Genomic DNA, 22,376 nt, shown 5'->3' with positions numbered 1-22,376 from the left:
GTCTTTTTTATAAAGAATGAAACTTTTTAACTCATTAAAACGTAATACATGATATAAGGAGCTGATTATTATGGAAGGAAATCGCATACTATCTTCCTTAAATTATTTTAGCGTTTTCTTTGCACCATTTTTATTACCTATTATTATTTATTTTGTTGTTCATAACATAGAAGTAAAGAAACATGCAAAAACTGCATTTTTGTCACATTTATTACCTATCGCTACAGCGATCTTGTTCTTATTTTTCTTGCTTCCTGCTCTTACTGGCTCTAGTGGAACGGTATTTATTCTTTTAATTGTAGCTTTAGTTGTTGTTTCTTTAGTTAATGTTGTTGTGTTTGTATGGAATATTGTAAAAGGGATACAAATATTAAGCAGATAAAAGTTAAATGACTAAAACGTAAAGAGGAGATGGAAGGTATGAGTGAAAAGCGCAAACAAATTTTACAGATGGTAGAAGAAGGGAAACTTAGCGTAGATGAGGCTTTAACCTTGCTGAATTCACTGGAAAAAGACTCAGCTAATGACTCTTACTATGCTACGCCTGATAAAGCTGAGCTATCCCCTTATGTAGGAGGAAAACAGAAAAAAACGTACGCTTCTAAGTCATCTCAAAGCTCTTTAAAGGAAAAATTATTTACATTTGTAGATCAAACGGTAAAAAAAGTAAAAGAAGGAGATTTAGATTTTAACTTTGGTCCTTCGATTGACGTTCAGCACATCTTTCAGCAATCAGAAGCATATATTCAAGAGATTGACGTAGATTTAGCAAATGGAAGCGTTCAACTCCGACCTTGGGGAAGTACAGAAGTACGAATAGAGTGTGAAGCTGCTATCTACAAAGTAGAGAATTCGGATGAAGCGCGCCGCACTTTCTTGCAGCATACCGCATTTTCCATCGAAAATGGCAAACTGCGCTTTGCAATTCAGCAAAAGCAAATGAAGGTGAAAGCGATTATTTATATTCCAGAAATGGAATATGAACGCGTCAAGCTCCGTATGTTTAATGGTTCAATCGATGGGGAAAGACTAAGCGTACGAGACCTGAAAGCCAAAACAGCTAATGGCACCATCCGCTTTTACGATGTGAATAGCCATTCTCTTGAAATGGAGACATCAAACGGGCATATGGAACTTTCTCGAATACTCGCTTCGAAATGTGAGCTTGAAACAATCAATGGAACGGTTAAATTTGATGGAGATACAAAAAAGATTGATGTTCAGACATTTAACGGGGATATTGATACGTATTTAAAAGGAGAGCGCATTGAAAAAGCATTTTTCAAAACGACTACAGGAAGCATTACGCTCTATACGCCGTCCCACCTCTCCGTTGATGGAGATTTGAAATCTAACTTTGGGAATTTTACGTGTACACTTCCTGAGATGGAAATAGTAGATGAGAAAAAAGAAACGGTGATGAAACAACTTCGTTTCAAAGCAAATGTCGCTTCGCCGAAAGGCTATAAATTGTTAGCTGAATCCAAAACGGGCTCAATTGTTATAAAATAGAAAATGCTTGTTTTAGTAAAAAAACAAAGGAGATGATTAACGTGCGAAAGTTGTATCGTTCGCGAACAAATCGCAAGCTTGCGGGTGTTATCGGCGGTATTTCTCAGTATATCGGAATAGATGCTTCACTACTCCGCGTATTGTTTATCATCAGTTTATTTTTTACAGTAGGTACTCCGGTCATTTTATATATGATTTTTGTGTTTTTAGTTCCAAATGAAGAAGGAGATTTCTAAAAATGTTATTGCGTGGAATCATTAGTATTTTAATCAATGCCCTCGTATTAATCGTAATCGCAGGTTATATTGACACCTTTCACTTGGAATCGGTCAGTGCAGCTATTATCGCGAGCTTAATTCTATCGATTTTGAATGTGTTTGTTAAGCCGATTTTAATTTTACTTACCCTGCCGGTGACATTTCTTACGCTTGGCCTATTCTTATTCGTCATTAATGCCATTACGCTGATGATTACACAAAGTGTTATGGGAGATTCTTTTAATATTGACGGGTTTGGTACAGCGCTTTTAGCCTCGGTAATTATGTCGCTTCTAAATGCGCTTATTCAACGAGTGATTGTTGAACCGCTTCAAAATAGAAGATAACTTTCTTGCAATATTTAATTTTCTAAAAAAGATGGTAAGGCGATGCAGCCTATGCCATCTTTTTTTTCTTTTCTTTCTGTATTAATGATAAAATAAAGTGGCTAGTAGAACCAAACGCGACATAAAAGCGAGAGTTGGATATACTGTAGACATGAACAGGTATATGACTGTTTATAAAAGGAGGATGCACGGTGGTTAAAGTACGTACAAAAGACATCATTGAGAAATTTAAATTAGAGCTTATTAGCGGAGAAGAAGGAATCGACCGCCCTATTTCAACGAGTGATATTTCACGTCCAGGTATTGAAATGGCAGGTTATTTTACATACTACCCAGCAGAACGTATCCAGCTGTTAGGTAAAACAGAACTATCATTTTTTAAACAGTTAGATGAGGAACAAAAAAAAGTTCGAATGGAAAAAATGTGTACAGATATCACGCCGGCTATCATTGTTTCCCGCGAAATGGATGTACCGAAAGAACTTATCGAAGCTTCAGAGCGTGAATCAGTTCCCGTGCTGCGTTCAAGCTTTAAAACAACGCGACTTTCCAGCCATTTAACGAATTTTCTTGAAAGCAGGCTAGCACCTACGACTGCCCTGCACGGCGTATTAGTTGATATATACGGAATTGGTGTATTAATCATGGGAAAAAGCGGCGTTGGTAAAAGTGAAACAGCTCTAGAGCTTGTTAAGAGGGGGCATCGTCTAGTAGCCGATGACTGTGTGGAAATCCGTCAAGAAGATCAAGACACCCTTGTAGGAAATGCGCCTGGTTTAATCGAGCATTTGCTTGAAATTCGAGGACTAGGGATCATCAATGTGATGACGCTATTCGGCGCAGGAGCTGTACGAAGCTATAAGCGAATTTCACTTGTTATTCAGTTAGAGACATGGGATCAGCAGAAACATTATGATCGCCTTGGTTTAGAAGAAGATAAAATGAAAATTATTGATACAGACGTTACAAAAATTACATTGCCAGTACGTCCGGGACGAAACTTAGCTGTTATCATTGAAGTGGCAGCAATGAACTTCCGCTTAAAGCGTATGGGTATTAACGCAGCAGAACAATTTTCTGCACGTCTAACAGATGTAATTGAAGAAGGAGACCGTGAAGATTTATAAGAAAGGGTGTTAACTTGTGGAAGCAACTATTCAGCCGTTAGATCGCGTTTTCCTTGAAATTGGCCCTCTAACGGTCTACTGGTATGGTGTCATTATCGGTGCAGGTGTTCTGTTGGGTCTTTATATTGCGACAAGAGAAAGCGTAAGAAGAGGCTTATCAAAAGATACATTTGTTGATCTTATTCTATTTGCTGTGCCAATAGCTATTATTTGTGCACGAATTTATTATGTATCCTTTGAATGGGGATACTATTCAAAGCATTTGAACGAAATACCTCAGATTTGGCAAGGCGGGATCGCCATTCATGGTGGCTTAATCGGAGGCGTATTAACTGCCATTGTGTATTCGAAAGTAAAAAAGATTTCATTTTGGAAGTTGGCTGATATTGCTGCGCCTAGTTTAATCCTTGGCCAAGCCATTGGGCGCTGGGGCAACTTTATGAATCAAGAGGCACATGGGGGGCCGGTTACCCGTGCTTTTTTAGAAGGGTTGCACCTTCCAAATTTTATTATTAACCAAATGTATATTAATGGTACATATTATCACCCTACGTTTTTATACGAATCATTATGGGATTTTGCCGGATTTATCCTGTTGATGGTACTTCGCCGCACCAGTCTGCGAAAAGGAGAAATTTTCTTATCTTATTTAATCTGGTACTCAGTTGGACGCTTCTTTGTAGAAGGGCTTCGCACGGATAGTTTAATGCTGACGCATACACTCAGAATCGCTCAAGTTGTTTCACTTGCACTGATTGTCATCGCCATTATTTTAATTATTATCCGCCGCGTGACGGGAATGAGTAAACAGAAATACTTAGAGAATGAAGAAGCACAATCTAAGGCGTAAATGAAGAAAAGCTACAAGGTTTAGACAAACTTGATTTGACGCAAGGGAAGGAAATGAATAATGACGATTAATACGGTTTTGTTTGATTTAGACGGTACGTTAATTGATACAAATGAATTAATTATTGCTTCGTTTACTCATACGCTTAATCACTATTATCCTGAACAATACACTCGTGAAGATATTTTACAGTTCATGGGTCCGCCTTTATACGACACGTTTGTAGAAATGGATAAAACGAAAGTAAACGAAATGATTGAGATGTATCGCACGCATAATCTAGCTAATCATGATTTGCTTGTGAAAGAATTTGAAGGCGTACTTGAAACAGTTAAATGGCTGCACGAGCAGAATTATAAATTAGGTATTGTCACAACTAAGCAAAGAAATACGGTCATGATGGGGCTTAAGTTAACAAAGTTAGATCAGTTCTTTGATACGATTGTCGCAATTGAAGACGTAACAAATGCAAAGCCGCATCCTGAGCCGGTCGAAAAAGCGCTGAATCTGCTTGATGCTAAACCTGAAGAAGCGCTGATGGTAGGAGATAACCATCACGATATCGTTTCCGGCCAAAGAGCTTACACGAAAACAGCTGGAGTTGCTTGGAGTGCAAAAGGAAGAGATCATATCGCTTCTTATAACCCTGATATTATTTTAGAAAATATGACGGATTTAATTGATATATTAAAAGGAGAACGTCAGTGAGAAAAACAACGCGCTATCCGGTTAAAGGAGCTAACTCCCTTTGGCATGTCTATAAGACCGTGCCTTTTTGGAAAGTAGTGCGCAACTTCCTCATCATTCAATGCGCTCGTTATACGCCTTTTCTTTCGATGAAAAACTGGCTGTATAAAGCGTGCTTAGGGATGAAAGTAGGACCTCAAACATCCTTTGCCCTTATGGTGATGCTCGATATTATGTTTCCTGAAAAAATACAAGTAGGACGCAATACGGTCATTGGATACAATACCACTATTCTCGCTCATGAATATCTGATAACGGAATATCGTCTTGGAGATGTCATCATTGGGGATGAAGTGATGATTGGAGCAAATAGCACCATCCTTCCAGGTGTAACAATCGGCAACGAAGCGGTTGTAGCGGCTGGAACGGTGGTTCATAAAGATGTAGCACCCGGTTTCTTTGTTGGAGGTAACCCTATGCGTGTCATCTATACAAAAGAAGAAATGGAAAAGCGCAGGGAAGCAGAACCTAAAGCCACAACTTAGCAAGAACTAAGCTGTGGTTTTTTTTGTAAATTTGAACAGCTGGCGGTTGACGGCTGACTTTATCGGGTGTAAACTATCAATAACTTTAATTTGTTATTTCGCTAATACATTAGCGTGATAAAGTAAAATCAACCTATCAATGGTTCCTTAATAGATAAAATCAAGCTTAAAGGACGTGTCAGAATGTCAAAGTTATTTATGTTTGAAAAACCCCTTGGAATGAGAGATACCCTGCCAGCTCTTTTTGAAAGAAAAAAACAAGTTCGCAGTCAGCTGGCAGATGAAATCAGCAGCTGGGGCTATCAATATATGGCAACACCTACTGTGGAATACTACGAGACGGTAGGAAGCGCATCAGCTATTTTAGATCAACAATTGTTTAAACTTTTAGATAAAGAAGGGCATACGCTTGTGCTGCGACCGGATGTAACAACGCCATTTGCACGTGTGGCCGCTTCAAAACTTTTAAATAATTCTCCTTTGCGCTTAGCTTATGAAGCAAATGTATTCCGAGCTCAGCAGCGTGAGGGTGGCCGCCCGGCGGAGTTTGAACAAATAGGCGTTGAGCTAATTGGAGACGCTACGATGAGCAGCGATGCTGAAGTCATTGCTCTCATGATCGGCGCATTAAAAAGAGCGGGACTTAAATCATTTAAAGTCGCAATTGGCCACATCGGGTTCGTTAATTCGCTTTTTTTAGAGATTGTCGGAAATGAAGAACGTGCTAACGTGCTTCGCCGCTTTTTATATGAGAAAAATTACGTGGGTTATCGTAATCATGTAAAAGATTTGAATCTATCTTCTATCGATAAACAGCGTCTCCTTCAGCTGCTTAACCTGCGTGGAGATGAAAAGAAGATTGAAGAAGCGGTTGAACTCGTTGAAAACGAAGCTGGGCAAAAAGCAGCCGGTGATTTGAAAAAGCTATGGAATATGCTTGATGCGTACGGTGTAACGGATGAAATTAAAATTGATTTTAACTTAGTCAGTCATATGAGCTATTACACAGGTATTTTATTTGAAGTTTTTGCTGAAAACGTTGGTTTCCATATCGGTAATGGAGGACGTTATGACCAGCTTCTTGAAAAATTCGCGTCTAAAACACCAGCTACAGGATTTGGAATTCAGCTCGACCGCTTAATTGAAGCGCTGGGCGAAGAAGTATATGAGCCTTCAGTAGTATACGGCATATTATATAGTCAAGAGCGTTTAGATGAGGCATTAGCTTTAGCTGCTGAACAGCGCAAGCAAGGATACCGGGTAGTGACTCAGGAAATTGCGGGCGTTGATGATGTTGATGTATTTACTGCACAGTTTGAAGAAGTCACGTTTCTAATTGGAAAACGAGGCAAGGGGGGACAATAATGAGTGAACTATTAACAATTGCAATGCCAAAAGGACGTATTTTTGAAGAAGCAGCTGAACTTTTGCGTCAAGCAGACTTTCAATTGCCGCCAGAATTTGACGATTCGCGCAAGCTGATTGTAGACATTCCTGAAGAGAACATGCGCTTTATTTTAGCGAAACCAATGGACGTTACTACTTATGTAGAATACGGAGTAGCGGATCTTGGTATTGCAGGCAAAGACGTAATGTTAGAAGAAGAACGAGATGTCTATGAGCTGTTGGATTTAAATATTAGTAAATGTCATCTGGCCGTTGCCGGCTTGCCTAATGCTAAAAAATCAGAAATTGCTCAAAAAGTGGCAACCAAATATCCAAATGTAGCATCTACTTATTTCAGGGAGCAAGGAGAGCAAGTAGAGATTATTAAATTGAATGGTTCGATTGAATTAGCGCCTTTAATCGGCCTTGCTGATCGGATTGTTGATATTGTATCAACAGGACAAACACTAAAAGAGAACGGACTTGTTGAATTGGAGCACATTGAAGATATTACATCGCGTTTGATTGTGAACCCTGTAAGCTATCGTTTAAAAGACGAACGAATTGATGATTTAGTGAATCGTTTAGCCCAAGTGGTTCAACCTGTATAAAAGAGGTGACATACATTGAAAATTACACGTGTAACAGAACAAGTGAGCTTAAAGCGTACGATTGATCAAGGGACGAGTGCCCAAAGAGAAATTGTCGTAAATATTTTAAAGCAAGTGCAAGAGCAAAAAGACGAAGCTTTAAAAAGATATACAGCCCAATTTGACGGCGTTGAGCTTTCTTCTTTGCTTGTGACAGAACAAGAAAAGAAGCGTGCTTATGAGCTGGTTGATGCAGATATGCTGTCAATCATTCGTGAAGCTGCTGACAACATTCGTGATTACCACGAAAGAATGGTCGAGCAGTCTTGGATGACAACAAAAGAAGACGGCACCATTTTAGGGCAGAAAGTAACGCCTTTAGATGCAGTAGGTGTTTATGTACCGGGAGGTCTTGCAGCGTATCCTTCTTCCGTTTTAATGAATGTCATTCCTGCTCAAGTGGCAGGTGTAAAACGTATCGTGATGGTTTCACCTCCAGGAAAAGACGGCGCGCTTCCTGCTGGAGTAGTTGTAGCAGCGAGTGAGCTTGGGGTCGAAGAGATTTATAAAGTAGGGGGAGCTCAGGCAGTAGGAGCACTTGCCTATGGAACAGAAACAATTCAACCCGTCGATAAAATTGTAGGGCCTGGTAATATCTTTGTTGCATTGGCGAAGAGAGAAGTATATGGCTTAGTAGACATTGACTCAATTGCTGGACCTAGTGAAATTGTCGTACTAGCAGACGATACGGCTAAGCCGAACGAAGTGGCCGCTGATTTATTGTCTCAAGCAGAACATGACAAATTAGCTTCAAGTATTTTAGTTACGCCTTCTATGAAGTTAGCCGAAGCTGTTAAAGAAGAAGTGGAAAGGCAAGTAGAATCTTTACCACGTAAAGAAATTGCCAAACCTTCTATTGATAACCATGGCGCTATTTATGTGACCGGGTCATTAGAAGAAGCGGTTGAAGCTGTGAATCAATTAGCCCCTGAGCATTTAGAAATTATGACTGAAAGTCCGCTTGAACTTTTAGGTTCCATTCGTCATGCCGGTGCTATTTTTCTAGGAAGATACAGTTCAGAACCTGTTGGCGATTATTTCGCTGGACCAAACCATGTTCTTCCAACCAATGGGACAGCAAAATTCTCAAGTCCTTTATCAGTTGATTCATTTGTGAAGAAGTCTAGTATTATTTCATACAGCCAACAAGCCCTGCAGAAAAATGTCTCAAAAATCGCAGCGTTTGCTCGTTTAGAAGGGCTAGAAGCTCATGCAAGGGCGGTTGAAGAACGCTTTAAAAAATAAGGCGGAGATTAAAAAAAAGAGTAGAAATGTTCTTTTCTTTACTTATTACATGCACAGTTGAAAGGAGTTTCACAATGAGAGAGTCAAGTATTAAACGTACAACAAACGAAACGGATATTGCATTAGCGATTGGAATCGATGGAGAAGGAAAAGCGAACATTGATACAGGCGTTCCTTTTTTAAATCATATGCTCGATTTATTTACAAAACACGGACAGTTTAACCTTGATGTAAAAGCAGATGGAGACACGGAGATTGATGATCACCATACAACGGAAGATATCGGTATTTGCCTTGGTCAAACGTTCAAAGAAGCGCTCGGTGATAAAAAAGGAATTAAACGCTATGGAAATGCGTTTGTACCAATGGATGACGCGTTAGCCCAAGTCGTAGTAGATTTAAGCAATCGTCCTCATTTTGAATTTAAAGGTGACATTCCCGCTTCGCGCGTCGGTACATTTGATACAGAGCTTGTATATGAATTTTTATGGAAATTTGCATTAGAATCTCGCATGAATGTACATGTAATCGTACACTACGGTAAAAATACGCACCACATTATTGAAGCGGTATTTAAGGCATTAGCACGTGCTTTGGACGAAGCGACAACGATTGATCCGCGTGTCAAAGGTGTGCCTTCGACGAAAGGGATGTTGTAAATGATTGGCATTATTGACTATGGGATGGGAAACTTATACAGCGTAAGTAAAGCTCTTGAACGATTAAACTATGACTATATCATCTCCGCAGATCCTGCAGAACTAAGAAAGGCAAAAGGGCTGATTCTTCCTGGAGTTGGAGCATTCAAAGATGCGATGGAACAGCTGAATCAAACAAAGCTGACGGACTTTATTAAAGAAGAAGTAGAAAAAGGAATGCCTTTGCTTGGAATTTGTTTAGGTATGCAGCTTTTATTTGAAGAAAGCGATGAGAACGGTGTAACAAAAGGGCTGGAACTGTTAAAAGGGAGAGTCGAGCGTATTCCCGGCATTACTGCCGAAGGACAGACATATAAAGTTCCGCATATGGGCTGGAACTCTTTAGATTTTCATCATCAGTCCGCTCTGCTTGATGGAATCAGTGCAGGTCACGTGTACTTTGTTCACTCTTATTACGTAAAAACAAACGACCAAGACGTGCTTTTAGCAACAAGTCCTTATGATGTTGAAGTTCCAGCAGTTGTTGGAAAAGAACACGTATTTGGCACTCAATTCCACCCTGAAAAAAGCAGTGCAATCGGAATGCAAATGCTTCAAAATTATGCAAACTTCGTAGAGAAAAGGAGCCCATCGTATGAGCAAATTTGAAATATATCCAGCCATTGATATGCGCGGAGGGAAGTGCGTCCGTTTGCTTCAAGGAGATTACACAAAAGAAACGGTGTACGGAGACTCTCCGGTAGATATGGCCACACAATTCGCAAGTGAAGGCGCTCAGTGGATTCACATGGTTGATTTAGACGGCGCAAAAGCGGCTAAGCGCGTGAATGATGAATTTGTGCTAGGCGTGAAAAAGAAATTAAATGTACGTGTGCAAATTGGAGGAGGCATTCGCTCAGAAGCTGACGTTGCTTACTATTTAGAAAACGGAATTGACCGCGTCATTTTAGGAAGTGCAGCTATTTCAAATCCTGAATTTGTGAAAAAAATGTTGAAGGAATATGGTGCACGTATTGCTATTGGTATTGATGCACGTGATGGCTATGTTGCGACGGAAGGGTGGGTGGAAACATCTACAATCAAAGCGACAGAACTAGGAAAAGAATTGGCTAATGCTGGTGCGGAAACATTTATTTTCACGGATATTTCTACAGATGGTATGCTGTCTGGTCCTAATGTGGAAGGAATTGTTGAAATGGCTAAGGCTACTGGAAAAGGTGTGATTGCATCAGGGGGAGTTAGTAAGCTTGCTGATCTAGATGCACTAAAGAAATATGAAGCTGACGGCGTTATTGGTGCGATTGTAGGGAAAGCACTTTATACAAATAAGTTTACAGTAGCTGAAGCACTTCAAGAGGTGAAAGCGTAATGATTACAAAACGAATCATTCCTTGTTTAGATGTAAAGGACGGCCGTGTGGTAAAAGGAGTTCAGTTTGTGGAACTTCGAGATGCAGGAGATCCTGTAGAGTTGGCGAAATTTTATGATGAAGAAGGCGCAGACGAATTAGTCTTTTTAGATATTTCTGCTTCTCATGAAGGACGCAAAACAATGGTACATGTTGTAGAAGAAGTAGCATCTCAGCTAGCGATTCCTTTTACGGTGGGCGGAGGAATTAATGCATTAGAAGATATGAAGAGAATGCTTCGTGCTGGTGCAGACAAAGTGTCATTAAATACAGCGGCAGTACTCAATCCAGCACTGATTACAGAAGGGTCCGACTTTTTTGGAGCTCAGTGTATTGTGGTAGCAATCGATGCTAAGTACGATGAAAGCTTACAATCATGGCGAGTCTATACACACGGAGGCCGCAATGCAACGGACTGGGAAGTAATCGACTGGGCAAGAGAAGCAGTGAAGCGCGGTGCGGGTGAGATCTTGTTAACGAGCATGGATAAAGACGGCGAAAAGTCAGGGTTTGATTTAGCGTTAACCAAAGCAGTCAGCCAAGCGGTGAGCGTTCCTGTTATTGCTTCTGGCGGCGCAGGAAATGGTCAAGATTTTGTCGATGCGTTTGAAAAAGGAGAAGCTGACGCGGCTTTGGCGGCTTCGATCTTTCACTATAAAGAAACATCTGTAAAAGAAATTAAAAGCTATGCAAAACAACAAGGAGTGAGCATTCGATGACGATTGAAAACATTAAATTCAACAGTGATGGACTTGTGCCAGCTATTGTACAAGATGCTGTGAGCAAAGAAGTTTTAACATTGGCTTATATGAACGAAGAATCACTTCAAAAATCAATTGATACATGTGAAACATGGTTTTACAGCCGTTCTCGACAAGAGTTATGGCACAAGGGCGCAACCTCTGGGAACACACAAAAAATTGTGAGCATGGCATATGACTGTGATGCTGATTCTCTTGTTGTAAAAGTGGAGCCTCAAGGTCCTGCTTGTCATACGGGGGCTTACAGCTGTTTTAATGAAACAATTCTTGGCGAAAATAAACAAAATGATAATCGGTTTGCTATTATTAATGAGCTAGAAGAAGTGATTGCTAAGCGTGAAGCTGAAATGCCAGAAGGAGCTTATACGACGTACTTATTCGATAAAGGCGTAGATAAAATCCTCAAAAAAGTAGGAGAAGAAGCAGGTGAAGTGATTATTGCAGCAAAAAATCGTGACCATGATGAGCTGAAGTGGGAAGTTGCGGATTTACTGTACCACGTACTTGTTTTACTTCGTGAGCAAAAGCTGCCTTTGGACGATGTCCTATCAGTATTAAAGGAACGTCACTCTAGCTAATAGCTACATAGTGAAAGGAGAGAAGGAGTTGTCTCATTTTAGATAAAAGAGGCAAAACCTTCTCTTATTTGCGTCAAGAAACGACTGCTTGCAGGCTCCTTTTTTGAATAGAGGTATTAAACTTCTTGGCAAATGTGATATACTACGAACGTCGAAATTATCAACTTATTTGGAGGGCTTAATGGAAAAACACTCAAAAGTAATTCAAAAAATGGCACAAGTAATTCCATTTTCGCAAACGGGTGACTTCTATTTCGAAAAAGCGCTGCAGGCGTTTGAAGAAGAGGAGTCAGATAAAGCGCTCAAGTATTTAACGCGTGCAAACAAAGAAAATGCCCGTAATCCACAGCTTCTTACAAACGTTGGAGTAGCTTTAACGGAGCAGGGAGATTATCAAGATGCCAACGAGCTTTTTCTCCATGTGATTCATCATATGGACGATACATTAGGAAGCTGTTACTACTATATAGCCAACAGCTATGCGCATCTTGGACTGTTTGAAGAATCAAAAAAATACGCGATGTATTACATTGAGCATTTTCCAAATGGTGACCTCTTTCGATCGGCTACAGATCTGTTAGATTTACTATCAATTGATGTGGATGAAGAAGATGAAGAGCCTAAAAATCAGCTAGGCGACATGCTGATTATAAAACAAGAACAAGCAAAACGACTGCTTGAAGCAACGAATTTTGAAGAAGCAGTGGATTTGTTAACTGAAATAATTGATGAGTATCCAGAATTCTGGTCTGCATATAATAATTTAGCGTTAGCTTATTTTTATTTAAATAAAATTGATGAGGCAATGGATTTGCTGAATGAAGTATTGGAGAAAAACCCTGGAAATCTTCATGCGTTATGCAATCAGCTGATTTTCTATTATTATTGCCATAAGCATAAAGAAGTTGAGGAGCTTACAGACGGGCTTAGCCGCGTTTATCCGATGTCATTTGAACACCGCTATAAGCTTGGAGCAACATTTGCGTTGATTGGTCAATACAAACTATCATACAGATGGTTAAAAAAGCTTTATACACAAGGTTTTCAAGGAGACAACTCATTTCATTATTGGCTTTCATACGCCTCTTACTATACTGGACATGAAGCCTTCTCTAAAGAAATGTGGAAGCTGGCATTGGAAGACGTTCCTGATAAAGAAGGAGAGGAGCCTTGGCGCATCAGTCAAAAAGCTGCGAAGGTTTTTCAATCGAAAGTGGATGTTACAGCGAAAAAGAAGTGTGCAACAAACAATGTTCACGATCAGCTTTACAGCTTGTATATGGCAAAAAAGCTTCCTGAACAGCAGCGTCTGCTTCTTTTAGAAGAAATCAAATCGTCCATACATATGAGTACACTTTTGGATGAAGTATATACGTATGTATGGCAGGATAAACAACATGTGATTTTTGAGGTGGCAGATGTTATTGAACTGGAGATGGAATCGCAGACTGAAAGTGATACCCAGGATCTTTTAAGCTTTTGGTTTTATGTATATGTACAGGTATATAAACAATCCTATGATTTTCAGCATGTGAACGTAAATGCATGGGCTGCAGCCGTCACATATATATGGGCGAAAGAACAAAACCAGTCTATTACTCAAGCCGATGCGGCAAAACAATATTCCATTTCGGCTGCAACAGTTAGAAAGTACAGTAAAATTGTGAATACGTTATTAAATTGAGCAAAAAAATAGACGATAATAGGAAGAACATATTAGGATAGTGGTAACGAAATAATTATCCATAAATTTGGAATCAACTACGAAGGAATTTCCTAAAAGGAGTGTAAAGAAATGACAGAAGAAAAAATTTATGATGTCATTATTATTGGGGCAGGTCCAGCAGGTATGACTGCTGCTGTATATACATCTCGTGCAGATTTATCAACACTAATGATTGAACGCGGAATTCCAGGCGGTCAAATGGCTAATACGGAAGATGTAGAAAACTATCCAGGTTATGATCATATCCTTGGTCCTGACCTTTCTAACAAAATGTTTGAGCATGCAAAAAAATTCGGTGCGGAATATGCGTACGGTGATATTAAAGAAATCATCGACGGAGAAGAATACAAGACAGTTCGTGCAGGCAGCAAAGAATATAAAACACGTTCAGTAATCGTTGCTACTGGTGCTGAATATAAAAAATTAGGTGCGCCAGGAGAAAAAGAACTAGGCGGCCGCGGCGTATCTTATTGTGCTGTATGTGACGGTGCATTCTTTAAAGGTAAAGAGCTAGTCGTTGTAGGCGGTGGAGACTCTGCGGTTGAGGAAGGCGTATATTTAACACGCTTCGCAACAAAAGTAACAATTATTCACCGACGCGATGAGCTTCGCGCGCAGAAAATCCTACAGCAGCGTGCATTTGACAACGAAAAAGTTGATTTTATCTGGAATACAACAGTCAAAGAAGTAAATGAAAAAGACGGTAAAGTAGGCAGCGTAACGTTAGTAGACACAAAAACAGGTGAAGAGCGCGAGTTTGGTGCGGACGGCGTATTCATTTATGTTGGAATGGTTCCACTAACAAAACCATTCGAAAGCCTAAACATCACGAATAAAGAAGGATATATTGAAACGAACGAGCAAATGGAAACAAAAGTACCAGGTGTGTTCGCAGCTGGAGACGTTCGTGAAAAGGCTCTTCGTCAAATTGTAACAGCTACAGGTGATGGCAGCATTGCTGCTCAAGCGGCTCAGCACTATGTAGAAGAGTTAAAAGAAAAGTTAAAAGCTATTCAGCAATAAGGCTGAAATCAATCGTTTACAAAACGTAATTCGGTTTTAACTGTTCTGTAACACCTGTGAAACATTGATGGGGTACTATATAGATAGTAATTGACCCCCTTTTATAAAATATATGTATGTCGGGCATAGGACGTGTTCCTATGCCTCTTTTTTTTGACTATAACAGATTGAATTTACGTATATAACAGCAAGCGTTTATTTTCAGAAAATTTAGTAATAGTTAGTTCATCTCCGTTGTGAGAGAAGTTTGTTTCGTAGTATAATAAAAGAAAATGTCAGTATACATATGATGAGGTGGAAAACATGCAAAGGGTCACAAATTGTGTATTAATGAAAGACGATAAAGTATTGTTGCTTCAAAAGCCACGAAGAAACTGGTGGGTGGCCCCGGGTGGGAAAATGGAGCAAGGAGAATCTGTAAAAGACTCTGTTGTAAGAGAATTTCGTGAAGAAACAGGAATTTATTTGAAAAATCCCACTGTAAAAGGTATTTTTACATTTACGATGAAAGAAAACGATCAAATTTCATCTGAGTGGATGATGTTTACTTTTTTTGCTACAGATTTTGATGGGACAAATGTGCTAGAATCAGAAGAAGGCAAACTCGGTTGGCATAATTTGAGTGAAGTAAGTGAATTGCCGATGGCCCCGGGAGATCATCACATTATCGATTATGTAGCAAAAGGGTCGGGTGTTATTTATGGCAACTTTACGTATACAACGGATTTCGAGTTATTATCTTATCGAATTGATCCTTGTTAATGATAAATAGACATGTATGCATAGATTGAGGGGGATGAAAAATGAGTACTGGGTCTGTAAGCGATATTCAATTAGTGATTATTACTGGAATGTCAGGTGCAGGAAAAACAGTAGCAATTCAGAGTTTTGAAGATTTAGGGTTCTTTTGTGTAGATAATTGACCCCCTACATTGCTACCGAAATTTTTGGAACTCATGAAAGAGTCAGGGAATAAAATGAATAAAGTTGCTCTTGTTATGGATTTGCGAGGCAGAGAGTTTTTTGAAAGCCTATTTGAAGCATTAGATAACATGAGTGAAACAACGTGGGTCACGCCACAAATTTTATTTTTAGATGCAAAAGATTCTGTACTGGTGACGCGCTACAAAGAAACGAGACGTTCACATCCGCTAGCTCCTTCGGGTTTACCGTTAGAAGGAATTGGTATGGAACGGGAGCTGCTTGAGGAGTTAAAAGGAAGAGCTCAGCTTATTTATGAGACATCAGAGTTAAAGCCAAGAGAGCTTAGAGAAAAGATTTTAACTCAGTTTTCTTCGCACGCTTCACAAGTTTTTACTGTTAATGTGATGTCATTTGGTTTTAAATACGGGGTGCCTATTGACGCTGATTTAGTCTTTGATGTGCGCTTTTTGCCAAACCCTCACTATATTGACCATATGCGTCCTAAAACAGGGCTTGAAGAAGAGGTTTCTTCTTACGTATTAAAATGGACGGAAACTCAAAAGTTCATTGAAAAAGTAGTAGACCTACTTTCGTTTATGCTTCCGCAGTACAAGCGAGAAGGTAAAAGCCAGCTGGTCATCGCTATAGGGTGTACAGGGGGACAGCATCGCTCCGTCACATTAGCTGAATATTTAGGTCACCATTTCCAGAATGAATACAAAACTCATATTTCTCATCGTGACATTGAGAGGAGAAAGGAAAATCATAGATGAGCAGTGAACAGCTTCCAAAAGTTGTCGTCATTGGGGGAGGAACGGGTTTACCAGTGCTGTTAAGAGGGTTGAAGGAATACCCTCTTGATCTTACAGCCATCGTAACCGTAGCAGACGACGGGGGAAGTTCTGGCCGATTGCGCGATGAACTTGAAATCCCTGCTCCTGGTGATATTCGAAATGTGCTAGCTGCTTTATCTGATGTAGAGCCACTAGTTGAAGAGCTTTTTCAACATCGATTTGATACAGGAAATGAGCTTACAGGCCATTCTCTTGGCAATTTGTTGCTTGCAGCTATGACGTCTATTACTGGCGATTTTGTGCATGCTATACGAGAAATGAGCAAAGTACTAAACGTCAGAGGGAAAGTGCTTCCGGCAGCTAATCAAAGTGTTGTGCTGCATGCGGAGATGCAAGATGGATCCATCGTAACAGGTGAATCTAAAATTCCAGAAGTTAATAAAAAAATTAATAAAGTGTTTTTATCGCCTGCCGATGTGAAACCGCTTGTCGAGACAATAAAAGCTATTCGACGCGCCGATTTAATTGTATTGGGGCCGGGAAGTCTTTATACAAGTATTTTGCCGAATTTACTGGTGCAAGATATTTGTAATGAGCTTTGTTCGACAAAAGCAAAGAAAGTGTACGTGTGCAACGTGATGACGCAGCCGGGTGAGACATTGGGTTTTAAGGCAAGTGATCATATTAAAGCGCTTTACAACCATATGCCGTGTGCGTTTTTAGATGCGATTATTGTCAATAATGCACCTATTCCGGCACCTTTAAAAAAGAAATATCAAGTAGAGCAGGCTCAGCCTGTAGAATATGACCGTGAAGTATTGCTAAAATTAGGTTTAGAAGTGATTGAAGATCAAATTATTCAGTATGACGGCAGCGTAATTAGGCATGATACAAAAAAAGTAGCAAAGCTTGTGTATTCTATGCTGACATCGCTGCAAGGTAAAGCGAATACTGGTGTTTAACACTATTTCCGTATGTAGATTGGAGGTGAAGTTATGTCATTTGCATCAGAAACAAAAAAAGAGTTAACGAATTTAGAAGTCAAGAATTGCTGTGCAAAAGCAGAGCTCTCTGCATTAATTCGAATGAATGGTTCACTTTCTTTTTCGAATAAAAAATTCACAGTTGATGTCCAAACTGAAAATGCAGCGATTGCTCGACGCATTTATGTCCTGCTTAAGAAAAATTATGATGTGTCAGTAGAACTGCTTGTACGTAAGAAAATGCGGCTGAAGAAAAACAATGTGTATATTGTTCGATTAGTAGAGAAAACAAGAATGCTTTTGGAAGACTTAAAAATTGTAGAAGAAGGATTCACGTTTACACATCGTATTTCACCAGAGCTAGTACAAAAGAAATGCTGTAAGCGATCCTACTTAAGAGGCGCATTTTTAGCCGGCGGCTCTATTAATAACCCGGAGACATCATCGTACCATCTTGAAATCTTTTCATTGTATGAAGAGCACAACGAAGCTTTATGCAATTTAATGAACGAATTTCAATTGAATAGTAAAACATTAGAACGAAAAAAAGGCTATATTAACTATTTGAAAGAAGCTGAAAAAATTACGGAGTTTCTAAATATCATTGGAGCCCATAACGCTCTTTTACGGTTTGAGGATGTAAGAATTGTCCGAGATATGCGAAATTCCGTTAATCGCTTAGTTAATTGTGAAACAGCTAACTTAAACAAAACAATCGGAGCGGCCATTCGTCAAGTGGAAAACATTCGTTATATTGATGAAACAGCTGGATTAGATATCTTACCAGAAAAGCTAAGAGAAATTGCTCGTTTGCGTGTGGAATATCAAGACGTTACGTTAAAGGAGCTTGGTGAGATGGTATCTGGAGGTCAAATTAGCAAATCAGGCATTAACCATCGATTGCGTAAAATTGACCAAATAGCAGACAAGCTTCGCGCCGGTCAGCCAGTCACATAAGGGGAATTGCAAGGGGGAGGATTTTATCATGGAAAAACAAGTAGAAGTAAAATTAAAAACGGGATTACAAGCTCGTGTTGCGGCACTATTCGTGCAAGAAGCAACTCGTTTTACATCTGATGTGTACTTGAAGAAAGATGAGAAAGTAGTCAACGCTAAAAGTATCATGGGGTTAATGAGCTTAGCGATTAATAACGGTTCTCTTATTACGCTCATTGTTGAAGGGGTAGATGAAAAAGAAGCAATGGATGCGTTAGTCGCTTACGTAGAGAACGATGCATAAAAAAGCCTTTCCCAAAGTGGGAAAGGCTTTTTTCTTATTTAGGGTCGTTTTCTAATACTTTGTCAATTAGACCGTATTCTAAAGCGCGTTCAGCAGTCATGAAATTATCACGATCTGTATCACGTTGTAGCACTTCTAACGGTTGACCTGTACGCTCAGCTAAAATTGAATTTAGTTTTTCACGTAGGAATAGAATACGTTTTGCCGCAATTTCGATTTCAGTAGCTTGTCCTTGAGCACCACCAAGAGGTTGATGAATCATTACTTCGCTGTTTGGAAGAGCAAAACGTTTGCCCTTTTCACCAGCAGCCAGTAAGAAAGCACCCATTGATGCAGCCATACCGATACAAATTGTAGAAACTTTTGGCTTAATGAATTGCATCGTATCATAGATAGCCATTCCAGCTGTAATAGAGCCACCTGGGCTGTTGATATAAAGTGAGATATCTTTTTCTGGGTCTTCAGCAGCTAAGAATAGAAGCTGAGAAACGATCGAGTTAGCTACATTATCATCAATAGCACTACCTAAAATAATAATGCGGTCTTTTAATAAACGTGAATAAATGTCATAAGCACGTTCACCACGGTTTGTTTGTTCAATAACTGTAGGAATTAAGTTCATATTAAATTCCTCCTTAACAAGAATAATTTGTTATGTACCTATAATACACGTATGGTCAATAAAGGTCAAACAAAAGAACCTCTACTACACATATTCGCTTAAAAGACTATGTATTCCTCTTTGACATTATTAAAATTTTTCCCCCTTCTAAAAAAAATAAACGTAGTATTCTATTGAAAAGAGAAGTTTTCTCTCCTATAATGGAAGTTGTGACAAATATGCCCTCGTAGTGTAGTGGATAGCACAAGAGATTCCGGTTCTCTTAGGGTGGGTTCGAATCCTGTCGAGGGCGTCTTAAAACGTTGCGGATTACGCAACGTTTTTTATTTTGAGTAAAAAGGCTCATCTTCTCAAAAAATAATATTTATTTTCCTTCTATAACCCTTTATACGCGTAAGGAAGCAAGAAATTAATTCCATTGTACCGGTTGCGGAATTTGTCAGAATACTATAAAACAGTATATAAGGAAAAGAAACACGGAGGAGGAATAAATATGAAATACATGAACAAACTTTTCATTGTCAGTGCATCGGTAGCCCTATTACTATCTGCATGCGGGACGAACGAAGATTCTGCTCAGCCGAAGTCTAATGATCAAGCAGAAAATGTTCAGCAGGATACAGCTTCTAAATCTGATCAAACATCAGGCGCTGCAAAAGAAGAGTCGAAAAAAGATGCGGATTCTGCTGAGGTCTCAGCCGAACCTTCAGGAAGTCAATCATCGACTAGCGAAACGGCGGAAGGTGGACAGTCAAGGTCTTCTTCAGAAACAAAACTAACAAAAAGCCCAGAACAAGATTATTCTATTCAAGTAATGGACGGCTATAAACTAACGGGTGAAGAACCTGGAAAAGATGCGTTAGTGTTAACTTCAGATGATTCTCAATTTATGCGTATTGAAATGCTTTCATCAGAAGCATCGCTGGATGACGCTGCTCAATCTGTTAAACAAACGGCAACAGCAGTTAATAAAAATGCAGCAGAGAAAAAGAATCTTGAAGAGAATGGAATCTTCAAAGATTCTGTTTGGTATGAAGCCACATCTGGCGATCATACGGTAAACGCCGTGTTGGTTAAAGGAAAGAAACCAATGAAGCTAACCATTTTTACGAAAAATGACGCAGAAAACTTAGACAAGTTTATGCAAATGGCACAAACTATTCAATAAGCAATTCTTCTATATATTATACAAATGCAGAAAATTCGACATGACGAAGAAAACGTCATGTCGAATTAGTACTCGGATCATGTAGTAGGCGCGAATTATAATGAAAAGTTATAAAGGTGTATAGCTCTATTACTTTTTTGATGGTTAGTAACTAAAAATAGGATGAAATGCTTCGTTAACAAAGGTTGACGGAGATTTTTTGATGAAAAAATTACATATAAAAAATAGTTACATGCTCTTTGAAAGCGTTTTTATAGTAAAATAGATGAAGGGGAGGGGAGAAATAATGGAGATTGGATTATTTCAGCAGCAGTCGTTAAAACTGACGATGTCAAAAGAATTATCACAAGCTATTTCTCTTTTACAATATTCATCGATGGATATTGTAGCGTTTTTACATGAGCAGGCGCTTCAAAATCCGCTTATAGATTTTTCAGAGCTGCCCGTCAATACATCTCACAATCAAAAAAATCATGCAACTTCTGATTCAACAGATTATATGAGCAGTATACCAGCTCCTAAAGAAACGCTGTACGAACATTTAATGAATCAATCCGCATTATTAAAATTAGATGAATGTGAGCAGGCAGCCGTTGAGTTTGTTATTCATAGTCTGGATGATGCTGGCTATTTGCACGATGAGTTAATCATACTTGCTAACCAGCTTGGCCAAGATCAAGAGCAGGTTGAAAAGGCTCTTCAACTTGTGCAGCAGATGGACCCGGCAGGAGTAGGGGCGAGAAGTTTACAGGAGTGCTTAATGCTCCAATTAAAAAGAAGTAATCAATGGACAGAAAAAATAGAGCAAATTTTGACACATCACTTTGAGGAATTTGCTTATAAAAAATGGATGAAAATCTCAAAGTTATGTCAAATCTCACTTGAAGCTCTTCAACAATTACATGAACAGATTAAGAAATTAAATCCTCGTCCTGGATCATTTTATATGAAGTCCAATGAACGATTCATTGTACCGGATTTTATTGTGAAAATTGAAGATGGAAATGTCGTTGCTTATGCAAATGAGGATTTGGAACCTCGTCTTTCAGTGAACGAACAATACAAACTTCAGCTGAAAAATAAGCAGAACCAAGAAATGTTTTCTTATTTGCAAGAGAAATATCGTGAATTTCAATGGATTATGAAAAGTTTACACACACGCAAAGACACATTAAACGCATTAATGAATACTTTACTCGTTGAACAAGAAGCATTTTTTAAAAAGGGCCCTTCGTATTTGAAGCCGTTAACGATGAAGGAAGTAGCGGAACAAACCTCTGTGCATGAATCAACGATTAGCCGTGCTACTCGGCACAAATATATTCAAACACCTTTTGGCACCTTTTCAATGAAATCTTTTTTCTCAACTAGTATTCAACTGGGCAACAACGAAGCGACTTCTACAACTCACGTAAAAGAACTGCTTAAAAAGCTAGTATCAGAAGAAAACAAACAGCGTCCGCTTTCAGATCAGCAGTTGGCTAACGTCTTGCAAAGCAATTATAACGTTACTATTTCAAGAAGAACGGTAGCCAAATATCGAGACCAATTAAACGTTCTACCATCCAGTCAACGAAAACTTTTTGTCACGCAGTAAAGGAGTGGGAATGTGGAAGTCGTACTATATACCAAAAATGGCTGTCATTTATGCGATGATGCAAAGAAGCTGCTTGCAGAGATGCAGTCTGAGTTTCCCTTTCAGCTTATGGAACGAGATATTTACAAAAACGATGAGTGGTTGGAAAAGTATCACCTTGCGATTCCTGTAGTAGAAATGGATGGAGAAGAAGTGGAATATGGAAAAATAACAGGTATTCCATTAAGAAAACGCTTACTTTTAAAAATAGGCAACACATGAGTTGAATAAAGGATTCACTCCTGTTA

General features: G+C 39.2%; 26 protein-coding genes, 1 tRNA gene and 1 pseudogene. 27 read left to right on the top strand and 1 reads right to left on the bottom strand.

The genetic code is table 11. From position 1 onward, the window contains the following. Nucleotides 1-70 precede the first annotated feature (70 nt). The 23 genes and pseudogenes from LJY09_RS25190 (at nucleotide 71) to LJY09_RS25080 (ending at nucleotide 18,702) form a co-directional block, all read left to right on the top strand. Nucleotides 71-382: a hypothetical protein gene (locus tag LJY09_RS25190; RefSeq protein ID WP_013059730.1), complete on the top strand. Its 312-nt coding sequence runs from the start codon at nucleotides 71-73 to the stop codon at nucleotides 380-382. Between the two features lie 38 nt (nucleotides 383-420). After that, nucleotides 421-1,512, top strand: a complete 1,092-nt coding sequence (locus LJY09_RS25185; protein ID WP_028412039.1) for a DUF4097 family beta strand repeat-containing protein — start codon at nucleotides 421-423, stop codon at nucleotides 1,510-1,512. 41 nt (nucleotides 1,513-1,553) lie between these two features. After that, nucleotides 1,554-1,748: a PspC domain-containing protein gene (locus LJY09_RS25180; protein ID WP_013059728.1), complete on the top strand. Its 195-nt coding sequence runs from the start codon at nucleotides 1,554-1,556 to the stop codon at nucleotides 1,746-1,748. A 2-nt stretch (nucleotides 1,749-1,750) separates the two neighbouring features. Further along, complete coding sequence (locus tag LJY09_RS25175; protein ID WP_013059727.1) at nucleotides 1,751-2,116, top strand: phage holin family protein; 366 nt, start codon at nucleotides 1,751-1,753, stop codon at nucleotides 2,114-2,116. Between the two features lie 191 nt (nucleotides 2,117-2,307). Further along, entirely contained in the window at nucleotides 2,308-3,243 is a 936-nt protein-coding gene (gene hprK, locus LJY09_RS25170; RefSeq protein ID WP_028412040.1) for an HPr(Ser) kinase/phosphatase, read from the top strand. 16 nt (nucleotides 3,244-3,259) lie between these two features. Further along, complete coding sequence (gene lgt / locus LJY09_RS25165; protein ID WP_028412041.1) at nucleotides 3,260-4,093, top strand: prolipoprotein diacylglyceryl transferase; 834 nt, start codon at nucleotides 3,260-3,262, stop codon at nucleotides 4,091-4,093. A 60-nt stretch (nucleotides 4,094-4,153) separates the two neighbouring features. Then, complete coding sequence (gene ppaX / locus LJY09_RS25160) at nucleotides 4,154-4,801, top strand: pyrophosphatase PpaX (protein ID WP_033580418.1); 648 nt, start codon at nucleotides 4,154-4,156, stop codon at nucleotides 4,799-4,801. Further along, complete coding sequence (locus LJY09_RS25155) at nucleotides 4,798-5,325, top strand: acyltransferase (protein ID WP_013059723.1); 528 nt, start codon at nucleotides 4,798-4,800, stop codon at nucleotides 5,323-5,325. The genes ppaX and LJY09_RS25155 overlap by 4 nt, the downstream gene beginning before the upstream one ends. Nucleotides 5,326-5,508: 183 nt before the next feature. Then, nucleotides 5,509-6,690, top strand: a complete 1,182-nt coding sequence (locus LJY09_RS25150) for an ATP phosphoribosyltransferase regulatory subunit (protein WP_028412043.1) — start codon at nucleotides 5,509-5,511, stop codon at nucleotides 6,688-6,690. Continuing rightward, complete coding sequence (gene hisG / locus LJY09_RS25145) at nucleotides 6,690-7,322, top strand: ATP phosphoribosyltransferase (RefSeq protein ID WP_013059721.1); 633 nt, start codon at nucleotides 6,690-6,692, stop codon at nucleotides 7,320-7,322. The genes LJY09_RS25150 and hisG overlap by 1 nt, the downstream gene beginning before the upstream one ends. Before the next feature lie 15 nt (nucleotides 7,323-7,337). Beyond that, on the top strand, nucleotides 7,338-8,606 hold the full coding sequence (hisD, locus tag LJY09_RS25140; RefSeq protein WP_028412044.1) for a histidinol dehydrogenase: 1,269 nt from the start codon (nucleotides 7,338-7,340) through the stop codon (nucleotides 8,604-8,606). A gap of 74 nt (nucleotides 8,607-8,680) precedes the next feature. Then, complete coding sequence (gene hisB / locus LJY09_RS25135) at nucleotides 8,681-9,265, top strand: imidazoleglycerol-phosphate dehydratase HisB (protein WP_013059719.1); 585 nt, start codon at nucleotides 8,681-8,683, stop codon at nucleotides 9,263-9,265. Further along, complete coding sequence (gene hisH / locus LJY09_RS25130; protein ID WP_155010594.1) at nucleotides 9,266-9,913, top strand: imidazole glycerol phosphate synthase subunit HisH; 648 nt, start codon at nucleotides 9,266-9,268, stop codon at nucleotides 9,911-9,913. Then, a complete protein-coding gene (hisA, locus tag LJY09_RS25125; RefSeq protein ID WP_025752584.1) occupies nucleotides 9,900-10,634 on the top strand; it encodes a 1-(5-phosphoribosyl)-5-[(5-phosphoribosylamino)methylideneamino]imidazole-4-carboxamide isomerase in 735 nt (244 codons plus the stop codon). Before hisH ends, hisA begins: the two co-directional genes overlap by 14 nt. Continuing rightward, nucleotides 10,634-11,392, top strand: a complete 759-nt coding sequence (gene hisF / locus LJY09_RS25120; RefSeq protein WP_025752585.1) for an imidazole glycerol phosphate synthase subunit HisF — start codon at nucleotides 10,634-10,636, stop codon at nucleotides 11,390-11,392. Before hisA ends, hisF begins: the two co-directional genes overlap by 1 nt. Then, on the top strand, nucleotides 11,389-12,012 hold the full coding sequence (gene hisIE / locus LJY09_RS25115; protein WP_033580421.1) for a bifunctional phosphoribosyl-AMP cyclohydrolase/phosphoribosyl-ATP diphosphatase HisIE: 624 nt from the start codon (nucleotides 11,389-11,391) through the stop codon (nucleotides 12,010-12,012). Before hisF ends, hisIE begins: the two co-directional genes overlap by 4 nt. 181 nt (nucleotides 12,013-12,193) lie before the next feature. Next, nucleotides 12,194-13,696: a tetratricopeptide repeat protein gene (locus LJY09_RS25110; protein WP_099000234.1), complete on the top strand. Its 1,503-nt coding sequence runs from the start codon at nucleotides 12,194-12,196 to the stop codon at nucleotides 13,694-13,696. Nucleotides 13,697-13,807: 111 nt separating this feature from the next. Continuing rightward, the gene (gene trxB, locus LJY09_RS25105; protein ID WP_013059713.1) at nucleotides 13,808-14,761 is read left to right on the top strand and encodes a thioredoxin-disulfide reductase; all 954 of its coding nucleotides are present in this window, start codon (nucleotides 13,808-13,810) and stop codon (nucleotides 14,759-14,761) included. A gap of 303 nt (nucleotides 14,762-15,064) precedes the next feature. Further along, nucleotides 15,065-15,523, top strand: coding sequence for an 8-oxo-dGTP diphosphatase (locus LJY09_RS25100; protein WP_013059712.1), 459 nt, complete (start codon nucleotides 15,065-15,067; stop codon nucleotides 15,521-15,523). A gap of 41 nt (nucleotides 15,524-15,564) precedes the next feature. After that, nucleotides 15,565-16,458, top strand: a pseudogene (rapZ, locus tag LJY09_RS25095) (RNase adapter RapZ). Further along, nucleotides 16,455-17,441, top strand: a complete 987-nt coding sequence (locus LJY09_RS25090) for a gluconeogenesis factor YvcK family protein (RefSeq protein WP_028412048.1) — start codon at nucleotides 16,455-16,457, stop codon at nucleotides 17,439-17,441. Before rapZ ends, LJY09_RS25090 begins: the two are co-directional and overlap by 4 nt. A gap of 33 nt (nucleotides 17,442-17,474) precedes the next feature. Then, the gene (gene whiA, locus LJY09_RS25085) at nucleotides 17,475-18,419 is read left to right on the top strand and encodes a DNA-binding protein WhiA (RefSeq protein WP_108674346.1); all 945 of its coding nucleotides are present in this window, start codon (nucleotides 17,475-17,477) and stop codon (nucleotides 18,417-18,419) included. A 28-nt stretch (nucleotides 18,420-18,447) separates the two neighbouring features. Then, the gene (locus LJY09_RS25080) at nucleotides 18,448-18,702 is read left to right on the top strand and encodes an HPr family phosphocarrier protein (protein ID WP_013059708.1); all 255 of its coding nucleotides are present in this window, start codon (nucleotides 18,448-18,450) and stop codon (nucleotides 18,700-18,702) included. Nucleotides 18,703-18,736: 34 nt separating this feature from the next. On the opposite strand, the gene clpP is transcribed toward LJY09_RS25080, so the two are convergent. After that, nucleotides 18,737-19,324, bottom strand: coding sequence for an ATP-dependent Clp endopeptidase proteolytic subunit ClpP (gene clpP, locus LJY09_RS25075; RefSeq protein WP_013059707.1), 588 nt, complete (start codon nucleotides 19,322-19,324; stop codon nucleotides 18,737-18,739). Nucleotides 19,325-19,544: 220 nt separating this feature from the next. Between clpP and LJY09_RS25070 the strand changes: the two genes are divergently transcribed. From LJY09_RS25070 to LJY09_RS25055, 4 genes are all read left to right on the top strand, one after another. Then, nucleotides 19,545-19,616, top strand: a tRNA-Arg gene (locus LJY09_RS25070). Nucleotides 19,617-19,817: 201 nt separating this feature from the next. After that, the gene (locus tag LJY09_RS25065) at nucleotides 19,818-20,492 is read left to right on the top strand and encodes a hypothetical protein (RefSeq protein WP_028412049.1); all 675 of its coding nucleotides are present in this window, start codon (nucleotides 19,818-19,820) and stop codon (nucleotides 20,490-20,492) included. 286 nt (nucleotides 20,493-20,778) lie between these two features. Beyond that, nucleotides 20,779-22,089, top strand: coding sequence for an RNA polymerase factor sigma-54 (gene rpoN / locus LJY09_RS25060; protein WP_028412050.1), 1,311 nt, complete (start codon nucleotides 20,779-20,781; stop codon nucleotides 22,087-22,089). A 12-nt stretch (nucleotides 22,090-22,101) separates the two neighbouring features. After that, the gene (locus tag LJY09_RS25055) at nucleotides 22,102-22,350 is read left to right on the top strand and encodes a glutaredoxin family protein (RefSeq protein WP_033580423.1); all 249 of its coding nucleotides are present in this window, start codon (nucleotides 22,102-22,104) and stop codon (nucleotides 22,348-22,350) included. The last annotated feature ends 26 nt before the right edge of the window (nucleotides 22,351-22,376 follow it).

The organism is Priestia sp. J2, assembly GCF_020790095.1.
GTDB classification, from domain to species: domain Bacteria; phylum Bacillota; class Bacilli; order Bacillales; family Bacillaceae_H; genus Priestia; species Priestia zanthoxyli.
The sequence above is the reverse complement of the archived record's forward strand: the minus strand, read 5'-3'. Positions and strand labels throughout refer to the sequence as shown.

What these genes read in the sequence shown, in the direction of transcription:
- hisIE (WP_033580421.1), top strand. Translation starts at nt 11,389, where the DNA reads ATGACGATTGAAAACATTAAATTCAACAGTGATGGACTTGTGCCAGCT.
- LJY09_RS25080 (WP_013059708.1), top strand. Translation starts at nt 18,448, where the DNA reads ATGGAAAAACAAGTAGAAGTAAAATTAAAAACGGGATTACAAGCTCGT.
- LJY09_RS25150 (WP_028412043.1), top strand. Translation starts at nt 5,509, where the DNA reads ATGTCAAAGTTATTTATGTTTGAAAAACCCCTTGGAATGAGAGATACC.
- clpP (WP_013059707.1), bottom strand. Translation starts at nt 19,324, where the DNA reads ATGAACTTAATTCCTACAGTTATTGAACAAACAAACCGTGGTGAACGT.
- LJY09_RS25190 (WP_013059730.1), top strand. Translation starts at nt 71, where the DNA reads ATGGAAGGAAATCGCATACTATCTTCCTTAAATTATTTTAGCGTTTTC.
- hisG (WP_013059721.1), top strand. Translation starts at nt 6,690, where the DNA reads ATGAGTGAACTATTAACAATTGCAATGCCAAAAGGACGTATTTTTGAA.
- hisB (WP_013059719.1), top strand. Translation starts at nt 8,681, where the DNA reads ATGAGAGAGTCAAGTATTAAACGTACAACAAACGAAACGGATATTGCA.
- ppaX (WP_033580418.1), top strand. Translation starts at nt 4,154, where the DNA reads ATGACGATTAATACGGTTTTGTTTGATTTAGACGGTACGTTAATTGAT.
- LJY09_RS25185 (WP_028412039.1), top strand. Translation starts at nt 421, where the DNA reads ATGAGTGAAAAGCGCAAACAAATTTTACAGATGGTAGAAGAAGGGAAA.
- hisH (WP_155010594.1), top strand. Translation starts at nt 9,266, where the DNA reads ATGATTGGCATTATTGACTATGGGATGGGAAACTTATACAGCGTAAGT.
- LJY09_RS25110 (WP_099000234.1), top strand. Translation starts at nt 12,194, where the DNA reads ATGGAAAAACACTCAAAAGTAATTCAAAAAATGGCACAAGTAATTCCA.
- whiA (WP_108674346.1), top strand. Translation starts at nt 17,475, where the DNA reads ATGTCATTTGCATCAGAAACAAAAAAAGAGTTAACGAATTTAGAAGTC.
- trxB (WP_013059713.1), top strand. Translation starts at nt 13,808, where the DNA reads ATGACAGAAGAAAAAATTTATGATGTCATTATTATTGGGGCAGGTCCA.
- rpoN (WP_028412050.1), top strand. Translation starts at nt 20,779, where the DNA reads ATGGAGATTGGATTATTTCAGCAGCAGTCGTTAAAACTGACGATGTCA.
- hisA (WP_025752584.1), top strand. Translation starts at nt 9,900, where the DNA reads ATGAGCAAATTTGAAATATATCCAGCCATTGATATGCGCGGAGGGAAG.
- LJY09_RS25090 (WP_028412048.1), top strand. Translation starts at nt 16,455, where the DNA reads ATGAGCAGTGAACAGCTTCCAAAAGTTGTCGTCATTGGGGGAGGAACG.
- hisF (WP_025752585.1), top strand. Translation starts at nt 10,634, where the DNA reads ATGATTACAAAACGAATCATTCCTTGTTTAGATGTAAAGGACGGCCGT.
- LJY09_RS25065 (WP_028412049.1), top strand. Translation starts at nt 19,818, where the DNA reads ATGAAATACATGAACAAACTTTTCATTGTCAGTGCATCGGTAGCCCTA.
- LJY09_RS25175 (WP_013059727.1), top strand. Translation starts at nt 1,751, where the DNA reads ATGTTATTGCGTGGAATCATTAGTATTTTAATCAATGCCCTCGTATTA.
- LJY09_RS25100 (WP_013059712.1), top strand. Translation starts at nt 15,065, where the DNA reads ATGCAAAGGGTCACAAATTGTGTATTAATGAAAGACGATAAAGTATTG.